This is a genomic window from Collimonas fungivorans Ter331, assembly GCF_000221045.1.
Lineage (GTDB): Bacteria > Pseudomonadota > Gammaproteobacteria > Burkholderiales > Burkholderiaceae_D > Collimonas > Collimonas fungivorans_A.
Genome location: NC_015856.1, coordinates 3,035,138 through 3,054,397, shown reverse-complemented (window position 1 = coordinate 3,054,397; position 19,260 = coordinate 3,035,138). Strand labels below are relative to the sequence as shown.

Annotated in this window: 18 protein-coding genes; 10 read left to right on the top strand and 8 right to left on the bottom strand. The window is 61.3% G+C overall.

Annotated features, from left to right (window positions below; translation table 11 throughout):
- The first annotated feature begins 274 nt into the window (after positions 1-274).
- On the top strand, positions 275-967 hold the full coding sequence (locus CFU_RS13260) for a Crp/Fnr family transcriptional regulator (protein ID WP_041742007.1): 693 nt from the start codon (positions 275-277) through the stop codon (positions 965-967).
- 2 nt (positions 968-969) lie between these two features.
- On the opposite strand, the gene CFU_RS13255 is transcribed toward CFU_RS13260, so the two are convergent.
- Together CFU_RS13255 and CFU_RS13250 are read right to left on the bottom strand one after the other, a co-directional pair.
- Entirely contained in the window at positions 970-1,188 is a 219-nt protein-coding gene (locus CFU_RS13255; RefSeq protein ID WP_014006550.1) for a glycine zipper 2TM domain-containing protein, read from the bottom strand.
- 110 nt (positions 1,189-1,298) lie between these two features.
- Positions 1,299-1,730, bottom strand: a complete 432-nt coding sequence (locus CFU_RS13250; protein ID WP_014006549.1) for an OsmC family protein — start codon at positions 1,728-1,730, stop codon at positions 1,299-1,301.
- Positions 1,731-1,928: 198 nt separating this feature from the next.
- Here CFU_RS13250 and CFU_RS13245 point away from each other — a divergent pair, with 198 nt between their 5' ends.
- A complete protein-coding gene (locus CFU_RS13245) occupies positions 1,929-2,954 on the top strand; it encodes a class I fructose-bisphosphate aldolase (protein ID WP_041742003.1) in 1,026 nt (341 codons plus the stop codon).
- Positions 2,955-2,990: 36 nt separating this feature from the next.
- Here CFU_RS13245 and CFU_RS13240 read toward each other — a convergent pair whose 3' ends face one another.
- The 6 genes from CFU_RS13240 to CFU_RS13215 all read right to left on the bottom strand — a co-directional run bounded on the left by CFU_RS13240 (position 2,991) and on the right by CFU_RS13215 (position 9,775).
- Positions 2,991-4,223: a 6-phosphofructokinase gene (locus tag CFU_RS13240; protein ID WP_014006547.1), complete on the bottom strand. Its 1,233-nt coding sequence runs from the start codon at positions 4,221-4,223 to the stop codon at positions 2,991-2,993.
- A 79-nt stretch (positions 4,224-4,302) separates the two neighbouring features.
- On the bottom strand, positions 4,303-5,409 hold the full coding sequence (locus CFU_RS13235; RefSeq protein ID WP_014006546.1) for a substrate-binding domain-containing protein: 1,107 nt from the start codon (positions 5,407-5,409) through the stop codon (positions 4,303-4,305).
- A gap of 394 nt (positions 5,410-5,803) precedes the next feature.
- Positions 5,804-7,585, bottom strand: coding sequence for a GspE/PulE family protein (locus CFU_RS13230; RefSeq protein ID WP_041742001.1), 1,782 nt, complete (start codon positions 7,583-7,585; stop codon positions 5,804-5,806).
- A gap of 90 nt (positions 7,586-7,675) precedes the next feature.
- The gene (locus CFU_RS13225) at positions 7,676-8,512 is read right to left on the bottom strand and encodes a spermidine synthase (protein WP_014006544.1); all 837 of its coding nucleotides are present in this window, start codon (positions 8,510-8,512) and stop codon (positions 7,676-7,678) included.
- 106 nt (positions 8,513-8,618) lie between these two features.
- Entirely contained in the window at positions 8,619-9,113 is a 495-nt protein-coding gene (locus tag CFU_RS13220; protein ID WP_041741998.1) for a DNA-deoxyinosine glycosylase, read from the bottom strand.
- 5 nt (positions 9,114-9,118) lie between these two features.
- Positions 9,119-9,775 (bottom strand): Crp/Fnr family transcriptional regulator, encoded by a 657-nt coding sequence (locus tag CFU_RS13215; RefSeq protein ID WP_190275255.1) that lies wholly within the window; start codon positions 9,773-9,775, stop codon positions 9,119-9,121.
- A gap of 234 nt (positions 9,776-10,009) precedes the next feature.
- Here CFU_RS13215 and CFU_RS13210 point away from each other — a divergent pair, with 234 nt between their 5' ends.
- From CFU_RS13210 to CFU_RS13175, 8 genes are all read left to right on the top strand, one after another.
- On the top strand, positions 10,010-11,971 hold the full coding sequence (locus CFU_RS13210) for an AMP-dependent synthetase/ligase (protein WP_014006542.1): 1,962 nt from the start codon (positions 10,010-10,012) through the stop codon (positions 11,969-11,971).
- Positions 11,972-11,976: 5 nt separating this feature from the next.
- Entirely contained in the window at positions 11,977-12,858 is an 882-nt protein-coding gene (locus tag CFU_RS13205) for an ABC transporter ATP-binding protein (RefSeq protein WP_041741995.1), read from the top strand.
- 12 nt (positions 12,859-12,870) lie between these two features.
- Positions 12,871-13,785: a branched-chain amino acid ABC transporter permease gene (locus tag CFU_RS13200; protein ID WP_014006540.1), complete on the top strand. Its 915-nt coding sequence runs from the start codon at positions 12,871-12,873 to the stop codon at positions 13,783-13,785.
- Between the two features lie 47 nt (positions 13,786-13,832).
- Positions 13,833-14,909, top strand: a complete 1,077-nt coding sequence (locus tag CFU_RS13195) for a branched-chain amino acid ABC transporter permease (RefSeq protein WP_014006539.1) — start codon at positions 13,833-13,835, stop codon at positions 14,907-14,909.
- 77 nt (positions 14,910-14,986) lie between these two features.
- Entirely contained in the window at positions 14,987-16,309 is a 1,323-nt protein-coding gene (locus tag CFU_RS13190) for an ABC transporter substrate-binding protein (RefSeq protein ID WP_014006538.1), read from the top strand.
- Between the two features lie 59 nt (positions 16,310-16,368).
- Entirely contained in the window at positions 16,369-17,172 is an 804-nt protein-coding gene (locus tag CFU_RS13185; RefSeq protein ID WP_041741993.1) for an ABC transporter ATP-binding protein, read from the top strand.
- A 44-nt stretch (positions 17,173-17,216) separates the two neighbouring features.
- Positions 17,217-18,464 (top strand): phenylacetate--CoA ligase family protein, encoded by a 1,248-nt coding sequence (locus tag CFU_RS13180; RefSeq protein WP_014006536.1) that lies wholly within the window; start codon positions 17,217-17,219, stop codon positions 18,462-18,464.
- A gap of 7 nt (positions 18,465-18,471) precedes the next feature.
- A complete protein-coding gene (locus tag CFU_RS13175) occupies positions 18,472-19,221 on the top strand; it encodes an SDR family oxidoreductase (RefSeq protein ID WP_041741991.1) in 750 nt (249 codons plus the stop codon).
- Positions 19,222-19,260: the final 39 nt, after the last annotated feature.

The window sequence follows — 19,260 nt, the reverse complement described above, 5'->3', positions numbered from 1 at the left end:
TTTTCGAAAGATGTTGAGCTGCCGCGAGTTGCGGTACGGAAATTTAACATGAGAGCTTGTCTTTTGCATAAAAATCCAGCTTCCATCGCTATCGGTGTTGTTTCAGGCATCGTGGGGCGCCTCAATCAAGTCTGCGTTATGTGCGCTAGCAGACGGTCAGCCGCGACCGCTTGCCGCAAACTGTTGTCACCACCGCGACATCGTATTCGCCAACAACGCGATCTTCATCCCGGCCCGTGCAGCTGACGGACCGGCAATATACCGGAGAATCAGTTTGGGCACCGTCGAGAACCATCTGATCGAGCTGCTTCCGCGCAAGGATCGCCTGCACCTGCTGTCTGTCAGTGAGCCGGTCGAGCTGGTGCTGGGTGAAGTGTTATGCGAACCTGGCAACGCTATCCGCCATGTGTATTTCCCTACCGAAGCGTCGATTTCATTGGTTGCCCGGATTGAGGGCAGCCCGGGAGTGGAAGTCGGCATGGTAGGGCGGGAAGGCATGCTGGGGGTGCAGATGGCGCTGGGCGTGGCGACGGCGCCGGTGCATGCGGTGGTGCAAAGTCCTGGCGCCGCACGGCGTATCGGCGTCAACGATTTTCGAGGCGAACTGGCGCATAGTCCGGCGTTGCTGCGCGCCATGCACCACTATCTGTATGTACGCATGGCGCAAATGGCGACTTCGGCCGCCTGCCTGCGTTTCCACCTGATCGGTCCGCGCCTGGCGCGCTGGCTGCTGATGAGCCAGGACCGGGCGCATTCCGACAGTTTCCGCGTTACCCACGAATTCCTGGCGGCCATGCTCGGCGTGCGCCGCGAAGGCATTACCGCCGCCGCCAGCGCCCTGCAACGCAGCGGCTTGATAGAGTACCGGCGCGGCAACCTCAAGGTGTTGGACAGGCTGGGGCTGGAAGCAGCCGCGTGCGGCTGCTATGCTGTTGAGCGGCAGGTGTATGCGGCACTGCTGTGCTGAAATTAGTGGCCGTTGATATGGTTACCGATGACGCCGCCGACTGCGGCGCCGCCGACAGTGCCAAGCGCGCTGCCGTTGGTCAGCACTGCACCGCCGACCGCACCTACACCGGCGCCGATCGCCGTATTCTGCCCGCGACGCGACATGCCGTCGCAAGCGCCGAGGCCAAGCAACATGACAACAGTGATTGCTGTGGCAGTAAGTTTTTGCATGGTTTTCATAAGAACACCTCTTTATCAATACTCAGGCGTAGGGAAATGTCCTAGCCTTGGAGTCAACAGTAGCCGCAAAACCGGCCATGGTCGGTACGGTGGCGCACCTAGACCTATATTCAGGTTTCCAGTTTTGCATCTAGGGTAATCTTGGCGTTGAGCAGCTTCGACACCGGGCAGCCTGTCTTGGCCTTGTTCGCCGCCGCCTCGAAGCTGGCCTGGGTTGCGCCGGGAATCCTGGCGACCAGGTCCAGGTGCACCGCGGTAATCGAGAAGCCGCCGTCAATTTTCTCCAGCGTCACCGCGGCGCTGGTCTTGATGCTTTCCGCGGTCATGCCGGCTTCGCCCAGCTGGGCCGCCAGGGCCATGCTGAAACAGCCGGCATGCGCGGCTGCGATCAATTCTTCCGGATTGGTGCCGGGGCCATCCTCGAATCGTGTATTGAAGCCATATTGGGCATTGGCCAGTACTCCGCTTTGGGTCGAGATATTGCCTTTGCCATCCTTGAGGCCGCCGCTCCAGGCTGCCGATGCTGTACGTTTCATAACCATGTCTCCTAGGTAAAAAAAGATTTGTCATGTGTTGACGGTTGCCGGACACAATCCCACGCGGCACTGGCCGCTGTCAGTTCGATAGCCAACATAGGAGGCACGCACAGTGCGGCAAGCGGTTGCCTTGCCGATGCATTCGTGGCAGCATGTTCCGCAGGGCTTTTTGCAGTCTGCAGTCATCACTGGGAGCAACCAGCAATGAATATCGACGAGCTGAAGTCGGTGGCCAGCGCCATCGTGGCAGGACAGAAAGGCATCTTGGCGGCGGATGAAAGCGGGCCGACCATCAAGAAACGGTTTGATGTCATCCAACTCGAGTGCAGCGAAGAAAACCGCCGCCGTTATCGTGAAATCCTGTTTTCCACCGAAGGCGTCGAGCCCTATCTCGGCGGCGTCATCCTGTACGACGAAACACTGCGCCAGAGCGCGACCGACGGCACGCCTTTTGCCGAGCTGCTGGCGCGGCGCGGCATCATCCCTGGCATCAAGGTCGACAGCGGCGCCAAGCCGCTGGCCCTGCATGCGGGCGAGAAAATCACCGAGGGGCTGGACGGCTTGCGCGAGCGCCTGCTGGAGTACCAGCAGCTGGGGGCCAGGTTCGCCAAGTGGCGCGGCGTGATCGAAATCAGCGAGCAAGGCATTCCGACAAGCTCCGCGATCCAGGCAAACGCCCACGCCCTGGCGCGTTATGCCGCGCTGTGCCAGGAGGTCGGGATTGTGCCTATCGTCGAGCCGGAAGTGCTGATGGACGGCTCGCACGATATCGCGCGCTGCGAAGCGGTGACGTCAAAGGTGCTGGAAATCGTGTTCGCCGAACTGGATAACCAGCGTGTGGTGTTCGAGGGCATGCTGCTCAAGCCGAACATGGTGATCGCCGGCATGAAGTGTCCGCAGCAAGCCGGCGTGCAGCAAGTGGCTGAAGCCACCATGCGTTGCCTGACGCGTTATGTGCCGGCATCGGTTCCCGGCATCGTGTTCCTGTCCGGCGGCCAAAGCGCGCAAGACGCCACCGCCCATCTGGATGCAATGAACAAGCTGGGCGCGCATCCGTGGCCGGTCAGCTTCTCTTACGGCCGGGCGCTGCAGGCGCCGGTGCTGACCACCTGGAAGGGCCAGGAGCAGAATGTGGCGGAAGCGCAAAAAACCTTCTTCCGCCGTTGCCGGCTGAACGGCCTGGCGCATGCCGGGCAGTACGACAGTACGATGGAAAAAGCCTCTGCATAAAGTGGCCGTGCATCCCGCTTCGTCGCGGGATGCGGATCAGCCGCCGACGTTCCGTATTTTTGCGACGGCAGGCGAGCGCAGCCGGAAACCGTCCGGCATGCCCGAGCCTAGCAGCGGCTGCAGGTAAAGCCGGAAGGCGTCGGTGACGTCGGTGCCGCTGGCGGCGATCAGCTCGTCTTCCATGACCCGGGTCTTGCCTGCCACCACATCCAGGTCCAGCAATTCATAGTTGACTGCGTAGTTGATCGAATAGGCGCCGCTGCGCTTGATGGCGACAGTGCCGTTGCGCTGGTCGTTGATGGCAAACTGCAGCGCTTTTTCACCGACCTCGCGCGCTTCGCGCTGGTCCACATCCGAGACGCAACCCATGAACGAGCGCTGCAGGTAGCCGAAGGTGTCGCCGCGCACGCGCTTGATGTTCAGTTTCGATTTGATCTCTTCGCACAGCAGGTCGGCCAGGGCGCCGTTGCCGGATAGCTGCACGTTGCCATGGTCGTCGCGCTCCACCGTCTTGGCCAGCAGGCTGGCGATAGGCGTGCCGGATGCATCGTGTATGCCTTCCGAGACAGCGATCACGCAGCGGCCGAAACGCTGGTAGGCCTGCTTCACATCGGCCAGGAAATTTTCCAGCACGAAGACCCGTTCCGGCAGGTAGATCAGGTGCGGCCCGTCGTCGGCGAATTTCCTGCCCAGCGCTGAGGCCGCCGTCAGGAAGCCGGCATGCCGGCCCATCACCACGCCGACATAAACCCCAGGCAGGGCGGCGTTATCCAGGTTGGCGCCGGCAAACGCCTGCGCCACGAAGCGCGCGGCCGATGGGAAACCCGGCGTGTGATCGTTGCTGACCAGGTCGTTGTCGATGGTCTTCGGAATATGGATGCAGCGCAGGGGAAAGGCCAGCTTTTCCGCTTCCAGGCTGAGGATGCGCAGGGTGTCGGACGAATCGTTGCCGCCTATGTAGAAGAAGTGATTGATCTGGTGCGCCTGCAGCACCTGGATGATCTCCTTGCAATACTTGAGGTCGGGTTTGTCGCGCGTCGATCCCAGCGCGGAAGAAGGGGTGTTGGCCACCAGCTCCAGGTTGGCGGCGGTTTCCTGGCCGAGGTCGAGGAAATCTTCGTTGACGATGCCGCGCACGCCGTTGCGGGCGCCGTACACCAGGTCGACATCGGACACGCCGCGCGCCGCCAGCACTACTCCCGCCAGGGACTGATTGATGACGGCGGTCGGTCCGCCGCCTTGCGCGATAAGGATTCTTCGGGGGTGCATGGGATTCCTCCTTGAGCCATCGTTGAATGGAGCCGTCTGCTCGATTCTACCTCCATCGCGCGGGCGCCGGCCAATCGCCTTATTTGCCCCAGATTTTCTTGTACTCGCCGCGGTAGCCGTTATTCGGTTCAAAGGTGTTCAGCTGGCCGCCATGGAATGCAATGTTCTGTTCAGTGACGAGATAGACCGGGGTGGTATAGGCGCTGGCTTGTTCACCGGAAAACGAGCGGTTCAATTCATCGACGATTTGCCACCCTTGCAAGCTGAACGGCTCTGGCACCGTGGCGAGCTGGACTGTCTTGCTGCGGATGCGCTGGTAGGCCGATTCGGAACCTTCGCCGGCAGACAGCGCCTCGATCTTGTTGCTGGCGATGATCGCGGCCGCGGCCGGCGTCGCCAGCAGGTCAAGGTAGTTGTCGTTGACGCCGATGATATGCGTCCATTTCTTGCCGAAGCGCTGCGCCAGCGCGGTCAACAGGGCCGGCATCTTGTCGGCCGTGGTAGTGGCCGGCAATGCTTCCACGCTGAGCAGGGTGCAGCTGCGGCACTGCTTGACCACCGCCACCACTTCATTCGATTTCGACTGGGCGTACAGGCTGTTGGGGTCGGTGAAGACGACTACCCCGGCCTTGCCGTTGGAGTTGACTACGCCGAGCAAGGTCGCGATGGTCGCCTCTTCCTTGGGATCGGCGGTGACGTTGGTAAACAAGCCGTCGCTCGGGCCTATCCTGGTGGAGGCGTGCCAGCCGACCACCGGTACGCTCTGGGCGTGGGCGGCATTCATTTCCTTGGGTTGTTCGTTGGCATCGATCCCGGCCAGGACGATACCGTTCGGCTTCAGCGCCAGCGCCCGGCTGAAGGCTTCCGCGTGCTTGCTGTTGACGCCCCAGCAGTCGATCACGAACACGTCCCAGCCGGCCACCGCCGCTGCTTCCTTGACGCCGTTGGCGACGCGCAGCACGCTGTTGTTCTTCAGGTTCGAGGCGATCAGTATGATCGATTTTTTCTGCGCTGCGATTCTGGGACCGCTGGTGGGACCGTCCCAGCTGGTTTTGAAAGCCATCGCCTTGGCGATCTTGGCATTGGCGCGGTTCAGGAACAAGGTTGGATCTTCCTGTGCGAAGGCGGAACTGATCAGGCTGAAGACAAGTGCTACCGTGACGAAATTAAATTGTGTCAATTTCATTATTTTTATCCGGATTTGACTGCGTATGGTCGGAGCGGATTTCCCGCCTGTCTTTTTTATTGCAAACTATTCGTTGCAGACTACTCCCTGTATTGCAAAATACACACATCTCCCTGAGCCAGCACTGACGCCGCTTTCAAGCAAATCAGCGAACAAAAAAGCGGCGCCGGCGATAGCGTGCCTTAGCTTACGCAAAGGTTAAATAATTGTCTATTGGAAATCAGCGCCGGAATCGGCGATAAGCGCTATTTTTTTGAAGCGCCTGGAATTTCAACCATTTCGGCGCCAGGGCCGGCGCAATTTATCGCGAGGGATGACAAACAGACAAAAGGGCTGCCCGTCGCGATGACGGGCAGCCCTTTATCGATTGCCGCGATGCCGGCGGATTGCCGTGTCAGGTCAGCGCCGAGGTCACTTTCAATACTTCTTCCACCGTGGTCACGCCTTCCAGCACCTTCAGCGCGCCGGCCAAGCGCAGCGGTTTCATGCCGTCACGGATGCTTTGCTGTTTCAGCGCATGGATATCGGTTTCGGTCTGGATCAGTTTCGAGAACGGCTGGGTCACGGTCAGCAGCTCGTACAAGCCGGTGCGGCCGCGGTAGCCGGTCTGGCGGCACTCCGGGCAGCCGACCGGGTGGTAGACATTGGCCGGCTTGGGCACATTCCAGTTTTCCACCAGCGTGGCCCAGACATCGTCGGCGACCTGGCCGTCGGCGCTCTTGCAATGGGTGCACAGGGTGCGCACCAGGCGCTGCGCCATGATGCCGATCAAGGTGGTTTCCAGCAGGTAGTACGGCACGCCCAGTTCCAGCAGGCGCATCACCGCCGACGGCGCATCGTTGGTATGCAGGGTCGACAGCACCAGGTGGCCGGTAAGGGCGGCCTGGATCGCCATTTCGGCGGTTTCCAGGTCGCGGATTTCACCCACCATGATGATGTCCGGATCCTGCCGCATCAGGGCCCGCACGCCGTCGGCGAAGGTAAGGTCGATGCCGTGGTTGACCTGCATCTGGTTGAACGAGGCTTCCACCATTTCGATCGGGTCTTCCACCGAGCAGACGTTGACTTCCGAGGTAGCCAGCGCCTTGAGCGTGGTGTATAGCGTGGTGGTCTTGCCGGAGCCGGTCGGGCCGGTCACCAGGATGATGCCGTGCGGGCGTTTGGTCAGCGCGTCCCAGCGCAGGGCGTCGTCGGCCGGGAAGCCGAGTTCCGGCAAAGTCTTGACCACTACTTCCGGATCGAAAATCCGCATCACCAGCTTTTCTCCGAAGGCGGTCGGCAGCGTCGACAGGCGCAGCTCGATTTCCTGGCCGCCGGCGGTGCGGGTCTTGATGCGGCCATCCTGCGGCCGGCGCTTTTCGATGACGTCCATCCGCCCCAGCAGCTTGATGCGCGCGGTCATGGCGATCATGACCACTGCCGGCACCTGGTACACCTGGTGCAAGACGCCGTCGATGCGGAACCGGATGGCGCTGAAGTCGCGCTTGGGTTCCATGTGGATGTCGGAGGCGCGCTGTTCGAACGCGTACTGCCACAGCCAGTCGACGATGTTGACGATGTGCTGGTCGTTGGCGTCGACTTGCTTGTTCGACCTGCCCAGTTCGACCAGCTGCTCGAAGTTGTTGCGCAGCGCCAGTTCCTGGCCGCCCGATTTGTGGGCGCTCTTGATCGATTTTGCCAGTGTGAAGAACTGCGTGATGTATTGCGTGATGTCGAGCGGGTTGGCGATCACCAGGCGGATATTGCGGCGTGAAATCTTGGCGATCTCGGCCTGCCATTCGGTGCGGAACGGCTCGGCGGTGGCGATCACCAGGTCGGTCAGGCTCAGCTCGACCGGCAGGATGTTGAAGCGGGTAGCGTAGCTGGCGGACATGACATCGGCCACCTTGGCGAAATCGATCTTCAGCGGGTCGATGCGGTAGAACGGCATCTGCACCTGGCGCGCCAGCCATTCGGTCAGCCATTCCAGGGTGATGGCGCGATGCGGCGGCAGCGCCGACTGGCGCTTGCACTGGGCTACCGCATTGAGCGGGTGGATCGCGATCGGGGCGTTGCGGAAAATTCCCTGCGCCTGGGTATAAAAGGCTTTCACCTCGTTCTTGTCAACCGTGCCGTCGTTCAGCAGCCAGGTGAAGATCTGCTGCAGGTCTAGTATTTTTGGCGAGGCAGTGTTCATTGCGACAGGAGTATCGATAGGTTTAGCTGCGGGTTGAGCTGCGGGCTGGGCTGGGTTTGTCTGGTATGCCATGGCTTCAAGCCTAGTCTCTTACTGCGGCGAATGCCAGGTCTTCAGGCCATTGACCCAGGACTTGGCCGGCAGCTTGGTGGCGGCGGTGATTTCGGCGGCGCGTTCATAGAGGGCGCTGAAATCGGCCGGCGGCGCCTTCTTGAAAGCGATGGCGATCACATTGCCTTCGTGGACTTCCGGCAGGCACCAGACGTCGTCGAAGGCAAACATCATGGCTTTCAGGTTTTTGGCGTAGCTGGGGTGGTCGCCGAACAGGTTGACGGTCATGATGCCGTCGTCCTTCAGGCAGGCGGCGCAAGCGCTGTAAAACTCTGGCGTGTCGAGCACCGGGCCACGCGCGGTGGCGTCGTACAGGTCGACCTGGAGGGCGTCGATGCTGCCGTGGTTGAGCGGGTCCATGACAAAATCCATGGCGTCCATCTCGAGCACCGACAGCCGCTCGTCGTCGGGCGGCAGCTTGAACATGGAGCAGCAAATCGCCAGCACCGAGGGGTTCAGTTCGACCGCGGTGACGCGCGCGGCGGGAAACTGGCGGTAGCTGAACTTGGTCAGCGCCGCAGTGCCCAGGCCCAGTTGCACGATGTGCTGCGGCTCCGGGTTGAACAGCATCCAGGCCATCATCTGCTGTGCGTATTCGAGTTCCGGCCAGTCCGGCTTGCGCAGCCGCATGGCGCCTTGCACCCACTCGGTGCCGAAATGCAGGAAACGCACGCCGTCCTGTTCGGACAGCGTCACTGGGGCAAACTTGGGTTTGCGCGGCGGTTTTGGTGTGTCTTTTTTTGCAACTTCGGAGCGTTTGCGCGGGCCGTCCATGCGATTGGCGTCGGCTTCTATGGATTTGCGTTTGATCAGCATTAGCGGAATAAATAGCGTCAGGTAAAAATGTAGGGCAATGATACCGTGCCCCGGCAGCAACCTGCGCTAAATATTGTCTGACTAGACGCAGTCAATTTGTCACCATTCAGGCCAGGTAGTCCCGCAGCGCTAGCCAGGCTTCCAGCTTTTCCGCATACGGCCGGGTATAGGCCGGGCTGCTGGAGGGGAGCAGGATGATGCGGTAATCCGCGGCCTGCGGTCCCAGCGCCTTCAGGCCGAGCCTGGCGGCGGTGCCGCCGTTGAAGGCGATGGCGGCCAGCTGCGGCAGGCTGGCGGCGAGGCTGGGCAAGTCGTTATGCACATGGTCGCGGATATTGCTGTCCAGGCTGCCGTCGCGCTGCGCTTCGGCGACCACATCCCACAAGCCTATGTGCCTGGCCAGCAGGGCTTGCAAGCGGTCGGCATAGGGCAGCGCCGGCAGGTCGACGCCGGCCACTTCCGCCAGCAGTTTCCAGAAGCGGTTTTGCGGATGGGCGTAATACTGGCTGTGCGCCAGCGATACGTTGCCCGGCAGGCTGCCCAGTATCAACAGGCGGACCTGCTCGTCGACCACCGGCGGAAAGCTGCGCTTGCGGGTCATCAGGATCAGGAGTGGAACTGGCGCAGGCCGTCCAGGTCGAGGATGGTGATGCTGCCGTAATCGACTTTCAGCAGTCCGGCCTTTTCCAGCACCTGCAGCGCCTGGTTGGCGCGCTGGCGCGAGGCGCCGGAAAGATTGCCGACCTCTTCCTGGGAAATCTGCAGCTCGCGGCCGATGCCGGGGTTCAGGTAGGGATTGAACAGCGCCGCCAGGCAACGCGCCACGCGCGCGTCCGGCTCCAGCATGCGGTCGTATTCCACCAGCGAGATGAACAGCGCCAGCCGTTCGTTGAGCTGGGTGACCAGGAAGCGGTTGAACTGGATGCTGTTGTCGAGCAGCCATAGGTAAGTGGCTTTCGGCATGTACAGCAGTTCGCTGTCGCGCAGCGCCACCACATCGTATTTGCGCGGCTCGCTCTTGAGCAAAGAGCCTTCGCCCAGCCAGCCGCCATTCGCCATGCCGGCAAAGGACACCGTTTTACCTTCGGGGGAAACGCTGCTCATCTTCAGCAATCCCTCGTGGACGCCTATCCAGTGGGTGACCGGATCGCCTTTGTGGCAGACAAAGGCGCCGCCGGCAATCTTGCGGCTGAACATCTCGGCTTCCACCCGCGCCAGTTGCGCATCGGTAAGCGAACGCGCCCACATGGTCTTGGCCAGCATGTCTTGGATGGAGGTCTCTTTGATCATTATGATGCGTTGCAATATCGAAAATTTGGCAATTGTCTGCGAGATGACAACCCCATCTCCCGACTCACACTACTATCATCGCACAAAAGCAGCGCATAACCGGCTAGAGTAAGTGCGACGTAAGCATGCCGGCCCAGACTGACTTGACACTGACAGCTCCATGGCTTCGATTTCGATGCCGCGGGACCAAATAAAAAAGGTGGGACGATGGTGGAGACAACACGACGTCCAGGAGTGCAGACATTTCCAGACCTGCTCCTGAAACATGCACAGGAACGCCCGCAGCAGCCGGCGTTCCGGGAAAAAGACCTTGGCATCTGGCAAGCCACCAGCTGGGCCCAGGTGGCCGGCGAAGTGCGGGCTTTTGCCTGCGGCTTGGCGGCGCTCGGTTTCCGGCGCGGCATGAGCCTGGCGATTGTCGGCAATAACTGCCCGCGGCTGTATTGGGCAATGTCGGCCGCGCAGTGCCTGGGCGGGATGCCGGTGCCGCTGTACCAGGATGCCCCCGCAGTTGACATGGCTTACGTGCTGGCCGACGCCGAAATCGATTTTGTGGTGGTGGAAGACCAGGAGCAGGTCGACAAGATATTTGAGATAAAGCAGGCGCAGTTGCGCATCAGCCGCATCATCGTCGATGACGAACGCGGCTTGCGCAATTACCATCAGCCCGAATTATCTTCCTTTGCCAAGGTAGTGGAGATAGGGCGCGCCTACGACCTGGCGCATCCCGGCTTTTTCATGAACGAAGTCGATGCCGGGCGAGCCGACGACATCGCCATCATCCTGTATACCTCCGGCACCACCGGTAAACCGAAAGGCGTCTGCCATTCGCATGCGGCGATGATCACCACCGCGCGCACGCTGGTCGAGTTCGACCAGCTGGACCAGGACGACGACCTGCTGTGCTACCTGCCGCTGGCCTGGGTCGGCGATTTCCTGTATTCGTTTGCGCAAGCGCATGTCGCCGGCTTCTGCCTGAACTGCCCGGAATCGCCGAATACCGTGATGAGCGACCTGCGCGAAATCGGGCCGACCTATTATTTTGCGCCGCCGCGCATCTATGAAAACATCCTGACCCAGGTGATGATCAGGATCGAAGACGCCGGCTGGATCAAGCGCAAGCTGTTCCACGCGTTCATGGGCATCGCCCGCCGCGTCGGCATACGCATACTCGACAAGAAGCTGGACGTGTCGCTGGCCGACCGCCTGCTGTACGGTCTCGGCAACCTGCTGATCTACGGTCCGCTGAAGAATGTGCTGGGCATGTCGCGGATTCGCGTCGCCTATACCGGTGGCGAAGCGATCGGCCCCGACCTGTTCGACTTCTACCGTTCGCTGGGCATCAACCTGAAGCAGCTGTACGGCATGACCGAAACCTGCGTCACCGTCTGCATGCAGCCTTCCGGCGACGTCAAGCTGGACACGGTAGGACGGCCGATGAAAGGGGTGGAAGTGCATATCGACAGCAAGGGCGAGGTGCTGGTGCGCTCGCCCGGCTTGATGAAATCCTATTTCAAGCGGCCTGAGGCGACCGCCGAGGCGATCGATGCCGACGGTTATTTCCACACCGGCGACGCCGGCTTTTTCGACGGCGACGGCCACCTGAAAATCATCGATCGCGCCAAGGATGTGGGCAAGATGGCGGGCGGCACCCTGTTTGCGCCGAAGTACATAGAAAACAAGCTGAAATTTTTTCCCTTCATCAAAGAAGCGGTGGTGTTCGGCAACCAGCGCCAGCAATGCACCGCCTTCATCAACATCGACATGGATGCGGTCGGCAACTGGGCCGAACGCCGCAACCTGGCCTACAGCAGTTACGCCGACCTCGCCGCGCAGCAGTCGGTGTACGCGCTGATCGCCGGCTGCGTGGAAAAGGTCAATGCCGACCTGGCGCAAGATCCTTTGCTGGCGGCGTCGCAGATCCACCGTTTCCTGATCTTGCACAAGGAACTGGATGCCGATGACGACGAGCTGACGCGCACCCGCAAGGTGCGGCGCGATTTCATCGCAGGCAAGTATGCTGTGCTGATCGACGCCCTGTATGACGGCAAGCGATCGCAGTACATAGAAACCCAGGTCAAGTTCGAAGACGGCCGGCAGGGCATGATCGCTGCCGACCTGCAGATCGCCGACGCCAGGACTTTTAACTCTTTCGATAAAGCGGCTTGACTGAGATGAGTGCGATCATGAAAAGACATGCCGCCGCAGAAGTCCTGCCGGCAGAACCGGCGCCGCTGGCTGCCTTGCACAAACCGGAACAGCAGGTGATGGGCCGCGAGCGCAATATCGGCGAAGTGGTGCTCGACCTGCAGAATATTTCACTGTCGTTCGGCGGCGTCAAGGCGCTTACCGATATCTCGTTCAATGTGAAAGAACATGAGATCCGCGCCATCATCGGCCCCAACGGCGCCGGCAAGAGTTCGATGATCAATGTCATCAACGGCGTCTACCACCCGCAAAAAGGCAGCATCGTATTCCATGGCGTGCCGCGCCACAGCATGCATCCCAGCAAAGTGGCGCGGCAGGGGATTGCACGCACCTTCCAGAATATCGCCTTGTTCAAGGGCATGACCGTGCTGGACAACATCATGACCGGCCGCAATACCAAGATGCATTCCGGCCTGCTGGCCAACGCCATCTGGTGGGGGCGGGCGCGCAACGAGGAAATGCAGCACAGGCGCAAGGTGGAGGAGGTGATCGATTTCCTGGAAATCCAGCACATCCGCAAGACGCCGGTCGGGCGCCTGCCTTACGGCTTGCAAAAGCGCGTGGAGCTGGCGCGTGCCCTGGCCGCGGAGCCAAGCATGCTGCTGCTGGACGAACCGATGGCCGGCATGAACGTCGAGGAGAAGCAGGACATGTGCCGCTTCATCCTGGATGTCAACGACCAGTTCGGCAGCACCATCGTGCTGATCGAGCATGACATGGGAGTGGTGATGGATATCTCGGACCGGGTGGTGGTGCTCGACTACGGCAAGAAGATCGGCGACGGCACGCCGGACGAAGTCATGAACAATCCCGAAGTCATCAAGGCCTACCTCGGCAGCTCGCACTGAACGGAGACGACAATGCAATTTTTCCTTGAAGTGACGCTGAGCGGCTTGCTCTCGGGCCTGATGTATTCGCTGGTGGCGCTGGGTTTCGTGCTGATCTACAAGGCATCCGGCGTCTTCAATTTCGCCCAGGGCGCCATGGTCTATTTTGCGGCGCTGGCGGTGGTCGGCCTGATGGACAAGGGCTGGCCGATGTGGGCGGCGATCATCGGCGCTTTTGCGGTAATGATAGTGGTGGCGGTGGCGACCGAACGCCTGGTGCTGCGCAAGCTGGTCAACCAGCCGCCGATCACCTTGTTCATGGCCACCATCGGTCTGGCTTTTTTCCTGGAAGGGCTGGGGCCGATGCTGTTCGGCAGCGAAGTGCGGGCAATCAACCTCGGCATCGTCGACGAGCCTATCGCCTCGGTCATGGACGGTTTCGGCATAGGCATTTCCAAATTCGACCTGTTTGCTTCGGGCATGGTGATCGGTCTGGTGCTGCTGCTGGCGCTGTTCTTCCAGAAAACCAAGGTCGGCCGGGCCTTGCGGGCGGTAGCGGACGACCACCAGGCGGCGCTGTCGCTGGGTATTCCCTTGCGCCATATCTGGGTCATCGTCTGGGGCGTGGCCGGTTTTGTGGCGCTGGTTGCGGGTTTGCTGTGGGGCTCGCGCAACGGCGTCCAGTTTGCGTTGACGATGACGGCCTTGAAAGCTTTGCCGGTATTGATTCTCGGCGGCTTTACCTCGATCCCCGGGGCGATTGCCGGCGGCCTGATTATCGGCGTGTCCGAAAAGCTGGCGGAGATCTATATCCCGCCGGTCATGCAAGACATGTTCGGCGGCAATTTCGGCGGCATAGAGGGATGGTTCCCGTATGTGTTTGCGCTGCTGTTCCTGCTGGTGCGGCCGGAGGGGCTGTTCGGCGAGCGGCATATCGATCGTGTGTGACATTTTTGGCGCTGGCGAGACCTTGAGAATTCGAACGGAGACATGCCATGTTTTATCGTGAAGCCGGACAGTTTAAAACTTCGTACGTCGCGGATAGCCAGATATTCCCGATCCGGCAGGACCGCATCGGCATGGCCATCCTGCTGGCGGTTGCCTTTGTCGGCATCCCCCTGATCGGCAGCGAGTACTGGTTTTCCGCGATCCTGATCCCCTTCCTGGTGTTTGCGCTGGCGGCGCTGGGACTGAACATACTGACTGGCTACGCCGGCCAGTTGTCGCTGGGTTCGGCCGCGTTCATGGCGGTGGGCGCCTATGCCGCCTACAATTTCCAGCTGCGGGTGGAGGGCATTCCGATCCTGCTGTCCTTCATCTTGGCCGGCTGCTGCGCGGCTGCGGTCGGCGTCCTGTTCGGCCTGCCTTCATTGCGCATCAAGGGTTTTTACCTGGCGGTGGCGACGCTGGCGGCGCAGTTTTTCGTGATCTGGGTGCTGACCAAGTTTCCCTGGTTTTCCAACGATAGCTCTTCCGGCGTGATCAGCGCGCAAAAGATCAACCTGTTCGGCATCGCCATCAACAGCCCGGTCAGGAAGTACCTGTTCGTGCTGGCGGTTGTCTGCGCCATGGCGCTGCTGGCGAAAAACCTGGTGCGTTCTTCCACTGGCCGCGCCTGGATGGCGGTGCGCGACATGGACGTGGCGGCGGAAGTGATCGGCATCCGCCTGATGCAGACCAAGCTGCTAGCGTTTGCCGTCAGCTCGTTTTTCTGCGGCGTCGCCGGCGCCCTGTACGCCTTCTGCTACCTGGGGTCGGTGGAGCCGGACGGCTTTTCGCTGGACTTGTCGTTCCGCATCCTGTTCATGATCATCGTCGGCGGCGTCGGCAGCATCCTCGGCGCTTTCCTCGGTTCCGCCTTCATCCTGCTGCTGCCGATTTTCCTGGACAACGTCTTGCCGCCGCTGGCGACCTGGCTGCACCTGCCGTTCACCAACGCCACGGTGTCGCATATCCAGATGATGCTGTTCGGCGCCCTGATCATTTTCTTCCTGATTGCAGAACCGCACGGGCTGGCGCGCCTGTGGCAGATCACCAAGGAAAAACTGCGCCTGTGGCCGTTCCCGCATTGACCGATGCGGCAGTTTTTTAGCAATCCCCCAGTCCCGATAATCAGCACGGCAATTAGCACAATAAAGGAGACAAGATAATGAAAAACCTCAAACGGATCATGCTCGCCGTCGCGGCCGCAGCCAGCCTGCTGGCGCCGGCCTTGCCCGCGATGGCGCAGGCAAGCGACCAGTTCATCGCGATTCCCAGCTATCGGGTCGGCCCGTATGGCACCAACGGCCAGTCTTATTACGGCGGTTATATCGACTACCTGAGCTACGTCAACCTGAAGGAAGGCGGCATCAACGGCGTCAAACTGTCCTGGGAAGAATGCGAAACCGAATACAACAACGCCAAGGGCGTCGAGTGTTACGAACGCCTGAAAGGCAAGAACCCGGTCACCAAGGGCACCGCCATCAACGCCATGGCGACCGGCATTGCCTATGCGCTGATCGACAAGACGGCGGAAGACAAGGTGCCGCTGCTGATGGTCGGCTACGGCCGCACCGATGCGGTGGACGGCTCGGTGTTCCCGTATGCCTTTCCGCTGGTGACGACCTACCAGATGCAGGTGTCGGCGATCGTGAAATACCTGGCCAGCAAGAACGGCGGTTCGCTGTCCGGCAAGAAGATCGTGTTCCTGTACCACGACTCGGCCTACGGCAAGGAACCGATAGTGGCGCTGGAAGCCGAGGCGACGCTGGGCAAGTTCAAGCTGGTGCAGATCCCGGTGGCCCATCCCGGCAACGAGCAGGGCGCGCAATGGCTGAAGATCCGCCAGGAAAATCCGGACTACGTGATTTTCTGGGGCTGGGGCGTGATGAACCAGACCGCCTTGAAAGCGGCGCAGAAAGTCGGATTCGCCCGCGACAAGATCATCGGTTCCTGGTGGGCCGGCTCCGAGGAAGACACGGTGCCGGCCGGCGACGCTGCCAAGGGTTACCTGAGCGCCACATGGAACGTATCCGGCAAGAGCGTGCCGCTGATCGCCGATATCGAGAAGGTGGTGTACGGCGCCGGCAAGGGCAACATGCAGGACAAGGCGAAGATCGGTTCGATCCTGTACAACCGCGGCGTATCGGCCGCGCTGGCGACGGTGGAAGCGATACGCGCCGCGCAGGCCAAGTACGGCAAGGGCAAGGTGATGAGCGGCGAGGACGTGCGCTGGGGGCTGGAAAACCTGAACATCACCAACGCGCGCCTGCAGCAGCTGGGCGCTTCCGGCCTGCTGCCTGAGATCAAGACGTCCTGCGACAACCATGAGGGTTCGGGCAAGATCAAGATCCAGCAATGGGACGGCGGCAAGTGGGTTTTGGTGTCCGACTGGATCGAAGGCAACAAGAACCTGATTCATCCGCTGTTCAAGGCTTCCGCCGCGAAGTATGCAAAAGAAAAAGGCATCACGCCCGCCTGCATGAAGTAGTCCCGGCGCCGGCGCCCAAGCGGGCCGCCGGCGCTTTTTACTGCATAGCTGAGGAAAGCATGGGTACAGCACTCAACATCAATAACATCGAAGTGATCTACGACCACGTCATCCTGGTGCTGAAAGGGGTGTCGCTGGCGGTGCCGGAAGGGAAGATTGTCGCTTTGCTGGGCGCCAACGGCGCCGGCAAAAGCACGACGCTGAAAGCGATCTCCAACCTGTTGTCGGCGGAGCGCGGCGACGTCACCAAAGGCAGCATCGAATACAAGGGCGAGCGGGTCGACCGCCTGACGCCGAACGACCTGGTCAGGCGCGGCGTGATCCAGGTGATGGAAGGACGCCATTGTTTCGGCCACCTGACGGTAGAGGAAAATCTCCTGACCGGCGCTTATACGCGCCAGGTCAGCAATATCCAGGTCAGGCGCGACCTGGAAAGGATCTACGACTATTTCCCGCGGCTGAAAGAACGGCGCAAATCGCAGTCAGGCTATACCTCCGGCGGCGAACAGCAGATGACGGCGATCGGCCGGGCGATGATGGCCAAGCCGTCGATGATCTTGCTGGATGAACCGTCGATGGGGCTGGCGCCGCAGGTGGTTGAGGAGATCTTCGAGATCGTCAAGGATTTGAACCGGCGGGAAAACGTGTCTTTCCTGCTGGCAGAACAAAACACCATGGTGGCGCTGCGTTACGCCGATTTCGGCTACATCCTGGAAAACGGCCGGGTGGTGATGGAAGGCGCCGCCAGCGAGCTGGCCAGCAACGAGGATGTGAAAGAGTTCTACCTGGGGGTATCGGGAGCGGGGCGCAAGAATTTCCGCGACATGAAATTCTACCGGCGCCGCAAGCGCTGGCTGGCCTGACTTTATCGCTACGCCGTTTTTCCGTCCACGCCTACAGGTCCGCCATGTCCGACACTCTCGACTTTCTTGAACAACGCCATCCCTTGCAACGCGAGGCGGATCTGATGAACGGCTTGCCGCAATTGATCGCGCGGGCGCAGGCAGCAACCGGCTGGGGCCGCATCCTGCACGGCGTAGCCGCCGGCGAGATCCGCGACCGCGCCGCGCTGGCGCAATTGCCGCTCACGCGCAAATCCGATTTGCATGAACTGCAGGCGCAGCAGCCGCCGTTCGGCGGCCTGAACACCACGCCGCACCGCCAGTTGCGGCGCTTATATGTGTCGCCCGGAGCGATTTTCGATCCAGAGGGCTATGGCCAGGACTGGTGGCGTTTTTCCCGGCCGATGCGGGCCCTGGGGCTGCGCGCCGGCGACCTGATACAGAATTGTTTCACCTACCATTTCACGCCGGCCGCGTTCATGGTCGAAGGCGCGGCCAGCAAGCTGGGCTGCGCCGTGATCCCGGCCGGCATCGGCCAGACTGAGCTGCAGGTGCAGGCGATGTCGGCCTTGCGGCCGGACGCCTACGTCGGCACGCCGTCTTTCCTCAAGATCATCATCGAAAAGGCGCGCGAGATGGGCGCCGACATCGGCACCGTGCAGCGGGCGCTGCTCAGCGCCGAAGCCTTGCCGCCATCGCTGCGCCAGTGGTTCCACGATAACGGCGTGCCGCACGTGCTGCAATTGTATGCCTCGGCCGACGTCGGCAATATCGCATACGAGTCGCTCAGCAACGGCCGCCTCAATCCGGGTATGATCCTGGATGAGGACCTGATCCTGGAAATCGTGCGGCCCGGCAGCGGCGACCCGGTTGCCGCCGGTGAAGTGGGCGAGGTGGTGCTGACTTCTTTCAACCCCGATTATCCTTTGATACGGTTCGCTACCGGCGATTTGTCTGCGGTGCTGGAAGGCGTCTCGCCATGCGGCCGCACCAATACCCGCATCAAGGGCTGGATGGGACGCGCCGACCAGGTGACCAAGGTGCGCGGCATGTTCGTCCATCCGTCGCAGCTGGCGGAAGTGCTGAAGCGCCATCCACAGGTACTGAAAGCGCGGCTGGTGGTCAGCGGCGCCATGGCCAACGATGTCATGACGCTGCATTGCGAGGCGCAGGACGCGCCGGCGTTGGCCGCGGAACAGATTGCGGACAGCCTACGCGAGATAACCAAACTGCGCGGCGAAGTTTTATTTGTCGCGCCGGGCAGCCTGCCGAATGACGGCAAAGTCATCGAGGATGCCCGCAAATACGAATGAGGGCAGCATGTCGAAACAAGTGATCGTGATTACCGGCGCCAGCCGCGGCATCGGCGCCGCCACCGCGCATCTGGCGGCCGCCCGCGGCTACGCCGTATGCGTCAATTACGTGCATAACCGCAGCGCCGCCGAGCAGGTGGTCGATGCCATCCGCCAGGCTGGCGGCGAAGCCCTGGCGGTAGCCGGCGATGTCGCGGTCGAGGCCGATGTCTTGAAGCTGTTCCAGACCGTCGATGCGCAACTCGGCAAGCTGACCGCCCTGGTCAACAACGCCGGCATCCTGGAGCGGCAGATGCGGGTGGAAGAGATGGACGTGGCGCGTTTGCAGCGCGTGTTCGCCACCAACATCGTCGGCAGTTTCTTGTGCGCCCGCGAAGCGGTGCGGCGCATGTCTACCAGCCTCGGCGGCCAGGGCGGCGCCATCGTCAACCTGTCGTCGATGGCGGCCAAGCTCGGCGGTCCGGGCGAATATGTCGATTACGCCGCCTCCAAGGGAGCGATCGACGCCATGACGGTCGGCCTGGCGAAGGAAGTCGCCGGCCAGGGCATCCGCGTCAATGCGGTGCGTCCCGGCGTGATCTATACCGATATCCACGCCAGCGGCGGCGAGCCGGGCCGGGTCGACCGGGTCAAGGATACGGTGCCGATGCGGCGCGGCGGCAGCGCTGAGGAAGTAGCGCGCGCGATCATGTGGCTGGTATCCGACGAGGCGTCTTATTCGACCGGCGCGTTCATCGATGTCGCCGGCGGCCGTTAATCACAGGAAGGATCAGACGGTAGAAGCGATGATTCGAGG

Excerpts from the sequence above, each read along its gene's own strand:
- CFU_RS13240 (WP_014006547.1), bottom strand. The coding sequence starts at position 4,223 with ATGCACCCCCGAAGAATCCTTATCGCGCAAGGCGGCGGACCGACCGCC.
- CFU_RS13185 (WP_041741993.1), top strand. The coding sequence starts at position 16,369 with ATGGGTACAGCACTCAACATCAATAACATCGAAGTGATCTACGACCAC.
- CFU_RS13255 (WP_014006550.1), bottom strand. The coding sequence starts at position 1,188 with ATGAAAACCATGCAAAAACTTACTGCCACAGCAATCACTGTTGTCATG.
- CFU_RS13220 (WP_041741998.1), bottom strand. The coding sequence starts at position 9,113 with ATGACCCGCAAGCGCAGCTTTCCGCCGGTGGTCGACGAGCAGGTCCGC.
- CFU_RS13210 (WP_014006542.1), top strand. The coding sequence starts at position 10,010 with ATGGTGGAGACAACACGACGTCCAGGAGTGCAGACATTTCCAGACCTG.
- CFU_RS13215 (WP_190275255.1), bottom strand. The coding sequence starts at position 9,775 with ATGCTGGCCAAGACCATGTGGGCGCGTTCGCTTACCGATGCGCAACTG.
- CFU_RS13195 (WP_014006539.1), top strand. The coding sequence starts at position 13,833 with ATGTTTTATCGTGAAGCCGGACAGTTTAAAACTTCGTACGTCGCGGAT.
- CFU_RS13190 (WP_014006538.1), top strand. The coding sequence starts at position 14,987 with ATGAAAAACCTCAAACGGATCATGCTCGCCGTCGCGGCCGCAGCCAGC.
- CFU_RS13175 (WP_041741991.1), top strand. The coding sequence starts at position 18,472 with ATGTCGAAACAAGTGATCGTGATTACCGGCGCCAGCCGCGGCATCGGC.
- CFU_RS13250 (WP_014006549.1), bottom strand. The coding sequence starts at position 1,730 with ATGGTTATGAAACGTACAGCATCGGCAGCCTGGAGCGGCGGCCTCAAG.
- CFU_RS13235 (WP_014006546.1), bottom strand. The coding sequence starts at position 5,409 with ATGAAATTGACACAATTTAATTTCGTCACGGTAGCACTTGTCTTCAGC.
- CFU_RS13205 (WP_041741995.1), top strand. The coding sequence starts at position 11,977 with ATGAGTGCGATCATGAAAAGACATGCCGCCGCAGAAGTCCTGCCGGCA.
- CFU_RS13230 (WP_041742001.1), bottom strand. The coding sequence starts at position 7,585 with ATGAACACTGCCTCGCCAAAAATACTAGACCTGCAGCAGATCTTCACC.
- CFU_RS13200 (WP_014006540.1), top strand. The coding sequence starts at position 12,871 with ATGCAATTTTTCCTTGAAGTGACGCTGAGCGGCTTGCTCTCGGGCCTG.
- CFU_RS13180 (WP_014006536.1), top strand. The coding sequence starts at position 17,217 with ATGTCCGACACTCTCGACTTTCTTGAACAACGCCATCCCTTGCAACGC.
- CFU_RS13245 (WP_041742003.1), top strand. The coding sequence starts at position 1,929 with ATGAATATCGACGAGCTGAAGTCGGTGGCCAGCGCCATCGTGGCAGGA.
- CFU_RS13225 (WP_014006544.1), bottom strand. The coding sequence starts at position 8,512 with ATGCTGATCAAACGCAAATCCATAGAAGCCGACGCCAATCGCATGGAC.